General features: G+C 56.2%; 3 protein-coding genes and 2 pseudogenes. 4 read left to right on the top strand and 1 reads right to left on the bottom strand.

Annotation, left to right across the window (positions count from 1 at the left end; genetic code table 11):
• Positions 1-33 precede the first annotated feature (33 nt).
• Positions 34-399 (top strand): annotated as a pseudogene (locus AQF98_RS22480) (SprB repeat-containing protein); the annotation flags it as partial.
• A gap of 165 nt (positions 400-564) precedes the next feature.
• Positions 565-633 (top strand): annotated as a pseudogene (locus AQF98_RS22475) (hypothetical protein); the annotation flags it as partial.
• Positions 634-719: 86 nt separating this feature from the next.
• Here the strand turns inward: AQF98_RS22475 and AQF98_RS22315 are convergent.
• Complete coding sequence (locus AQF98_RS22315; protein ID WP_235524287.1) at positions 720-857, bottom strand: hypothetical protein; 138 nt, start codon at positions 855-857, stop codon at positions 720-722.
• On the opposite strand from AQF98_RS22315, the gene AQF98_RS21715 reads away from it, so the two are divergent.
• Together AQF98_RS21715 and AQF98_RS21710 are read left to right on the top strand one after the other, a co-directional pair.
• Entirely contained in the window at positions 823-3,822 is a 3,000-nt protein-coding gene (locus AQF98_RS21715; protein WP_369816954.1) for an MBG domain-containing protein, read from the top strand. The two genes, AQF98_RS22315 and AQF98_RS21715, sit on opposite strands and share 35 nt — an antisense overlap.
• 21 nt (positions 3,823-3,843) lie before the next feature.
• On the top strand, positions 3,844-4,178 hold a 335-nt coding region (locus AQF98_RS21710; protein WP_235524284.1), incomplete at its 3' end, for a PorP/SprF family type IX secretion system membrane protein.

The raw sequence follows: 4,178 nt of genomic DNA, 5'->3' as shown, positions 1-4,178 counted from the left end.
ACGGCCACGGGCCTTGCGGCGGGAACCTATACGGTGACTGTTACCGATGCCAATGCATGTACAACGACACAATCCTTTACCATCACCCAGCCAGCGCCACTAGTGGCCAGTGCGGGAACAATAAACAACGTAAGCTGTTTTGGAGGCAGCAACGGTACGGCCACGGTGAATGTTACCGGAGGTACGGGCGCTAAAACCTATTCATGGTCACCAACTGGTGGAACTGGTGCTACGGCCTCTGGGCTTGCAGCGGGCACCTATACGGTAACCGTTACCGATGCCAACGGGTGTACCACTACACAGAGCTTTACCCTTACCCAGCCACCGGTACTAGTAGCCACGGCAGGTACTACGGTGAACGTGAGCTGTAACGGCGGATCCAATGGTTCTGCCACGGTTAACGTAACCGGAGGCACTGGAACTTATACCTATATATGGTCACCAACCGGCGGTACAGCAGCTACGGCCACTGGCCTGACAGCGGGCAACTACAGCGTTCTGGTTACCGATGCCAATGGTTGTTTTACTACCCAGAACTTTACCCTTACCCAGCCATCGGCACTTGTGGCGACAGCGGGTACTACGGTGAACATCCTTTGCAACGGCAGTGCCACTGGCTCTGCTACGGTTAACGTAACAGGTGGAACCGGGGCCTATACCTATTCATGGTCTCCTAGCGGAGGTACGGCGGCTACGGCCTCTGGCCTAGCAGCGGGTACCTATACGGTAACCGTTACCGATGCCAATGGCTGTTTTACTACACAGAGCTTTACCCTTACCCAGCCATCGGCACTGGCCACTACGGCAGGAACGGTAAACAACGTGAGCTGTAATGGCGGGGCCAATGGTTCTGCCACGGTGAACGTAACAGGTGGAACGGGCGCCTATACCTATTCATGGTCACCAAGTGGTGGTACGGGGGCTACGGCCACGGGCCTAGCGGCAGGCAGCTATACGGTAACCATTACCGATGCCAATGCATGTACCACTACAAGGACCTTTACCATCACCCAGCCACCAGTACTTGTGGCCACGGCAGGCACTACGACCAACGTGAGCTGTTTTGGAGGCAGCAACGGTACGGCCACGGTTAACGTAACCGGTGGCAGCGGAGCCTATACCTATTCATGGTCACCAACTGGTGGAACTGGTGCTACGGCCTCTGGCCTTGCAGCGGGCACCTATACAGTAACCGTTACCGATGCCAACGCCTGCCAGACCACACAGAGCTTTACCCTTACCCAGCCAACGGCGGTAACCCTAGCGGGCGCTGCACTTAGTGGGGGCAAGGTGGGCGTAGCCTATAGCCAGACAGTGGCTGCAACGGGAGCCAGCGGAAGCTATAGCTATAGCTCGGCCACCCTTCCTGCAGGACTGAGCCTTGCAACTAATGGCACCCTATCGGGCACACCGACCACTGCTGGCAGTTTCAATATCTCTATCACCGCTACCGACAATACCTGTAGCGGGGTATCGGCCACTTCGAGCTTTACCATCAACATCATCAAGGGCGACCAGGCCATTACCTTTGCTGCCCTTGCAAACAAGACCTATGGCGATGCACCATTTGGCCTGACCGCTACTGGCGGGGGCTCTGGTAGCGCTGTAACCTATACCAGTTCAGATCCACTGGTGGCCACCATCTCTGGTGCTACCGTTACCATAGTGGGCCAGGGCACTACTACCATTACGGCAAGCCAGGCGGGCAATGCCAACTATAATGCGGCCACTGCAGTGGCAAGGGACCTGACCATCGGTACCAAGACCATTACAGTAACCGTGGCTGCCAAGACCAAGGTCTATGGCGACCTTGATCCTGCCCTGACCTATACCTATGCACCTGCACTGGTAACAGGCGACAGCTTCAGTGGAGCGCTGAGCAGGGCCCCAGGTGTTAATGTGGGCAGTTATGCCATCACCCAGGGCACCTTGGCACTGAATGCCAATTACACATTGAGCTATGTACCAGCCAACCTGACCATTACTGCCAAAGCGATAACGGTTACCGCTGTGACCAAGACCAAGACCTATGGCGATATCGAATCTGGAATGCCTTATACCTTTACCCCGGCACTGATCAGTGGCGACAGCTTTAGCGGATCGCTGAGCAGACAGCCTGGAGAGGATGTGGGCGTTTATGCCATTGGCCAGAATACCCTGAGCGCTGGGGGCAACTACCAGATCAACTATGTTGGTGCCAACCTGACCATCCTTGCCAGGGGGATCAGCGTGATTGCCACTGCGGCGGCCAAGACCTATGGCAGTGCGGATCCGGCACTGGGGTATACCTTTAGCCCATCAACGGTATTCGGTGATACCTTTAAGGGCTCCCTTGCCAGGGCAGCTGGAGAGGGCATCGGCAGTTATGCCATCAGCCAGGGTACATTGGCCCTGGGCAGCAACTATACACTGACCTACACCGGGGCCAACCTGAACATCGGTAAGGCACCGTTGACCATTACCGCAGAGAACAAGGAGAAGTTTGCCGGAACGGCCAACCCAGCCCTTAGTGCCAGTTACAGCGGCTTTGTGAACGGGGAAACAGCGGCCGTATTGAGTACCCCTGTTGCCCTTGCCACCACGGCCACCACGGCCAGTGTGGTAGGGACCTATCCCATCACCGCCTCTGGTGCAAGTGCTGCCAATTACCAGATCACCTTTGTGGGCGGTACGCTAACGGTTAAACCGAGCGCACCTGCGGACATCGTCTTCTCGGCAGCGGTACTCTATGAGAACAGGCCGGCGGGAACATTGGCGGGGACATTGACCAGCAGTTCGTCCGATCCATCGGCCAGCTTCAGCTATGCCCTTGTACCGGGAGCTGGGGACAACGACAACAGCCTGTTCAGCATTAGCGGCAACAGCATCTCTACTACGGCCAGTTTTGACTATGAGGCCCGTTCGAGCTATAGCATCAGGATCAAGAGCACCACACAGCTGGGCTTCAGCCTGGAGAAGGTGATTGTGATCACCATCAGTGATGTGAACGAGGTACCGACATTGGCTGCGATCGCCAACCAGGCGATCTGTGCAACCACCTCTGTTCAGACTGTTGCCATCAGTGGCATCAGCGCCGGACCGGAGAGCGCACAGAGCACCACCCTTAGCATCAGCAGCAGCAATGATGCACTGTTCAGCAGCCTATCTGTCAATGGCAGTGGCAGCACGGGCACCATCAGCTACCAGCCAAGGGCAGGTGCAGCGGGCACCGCTACCATTACCGTTACGGTAAAAGACAACGGTGGCACGGCCAATGGAGGGGTAGATACCTATTCAAGGACCTTTACCATTACCATCAATGCCCTTCCTACGGTTGCCATCACCTCCGACAAGGGGACTACGGTTGACAAGGGTGCACAGGTGGTGTTGACCGCAAGTGGCGGCACCAGCTATGTATGGGCCAATGCCAGCGGTATCATCTCTGGACAGAATACCGCGGTACTGACCGTTAGGCCTACCCAGAACACCACCTATACGGTGACCGCTACCAATGCCAGCGGCTGCAGCGATACCAAGAGCATCAGCATCGTTGTGACCGAGCAGGTGGTACAGGTGAAACCGACCAACATCATGTCGCCAAACGGTGACGGGGTGAACGACAAGTGGGTGGTGGAGAACCTGGAACTGTTCCCTAACAACTCGGTGAAGGTATTCGACCGTGGTGGCAGGGTGATCTATAGCAAGAAGGGCTACGACAACAGCTGGGATGCGACCCTAAGGGGGCTACCGCTGAGCGAGGGTACCTACTACTATGTGATCGACTACAATAGCGATGGCAAGACCCTAAAGACCGGCTACATTACCATACTGAACAAGAACTAACCGATTAAGGACGATAAAACGATGAACAAGATGAAAAATATATATGCCATAACAGCGGGGGTACTGCTGCTGCTGGGACTGGGCACAACTGCCAGCGCCCAGCTCAACCCCTTGGGCTCCCAGTACTACAACAACCAGTACCTGATCAACCCTGCCTTTGCGGGCATGGGCCAGGGGTTGAAGCTGAACGCAGCCTACCGCAAGCTCTGGAGCGGGATCCCGGGCTCCCCTTTGACCCAGAACATCACTGCCGACTATGGCTTTGGCAAGGTGGGCGTGGGACTGAACGTGAACAACGAGAGTGCGGGCCTTTTAAGGCAGACCAGGGCCGTGGCCAGTTATGCCTACCACCTTCC

This window comes from Pedobacter sp. Hv1, from assembly GCF_001412215.1.
In the GTDB taxonomy this organism is placed as follows: domain Bacteria; phylum Bacteroidota; class Bacteroidia; order Sphingobacteriales; family Sphingobacteriaceae; genus Pedobacter.
This window is presented reverse-complemented; position numbering and strand designations above follow the sequence as displayed.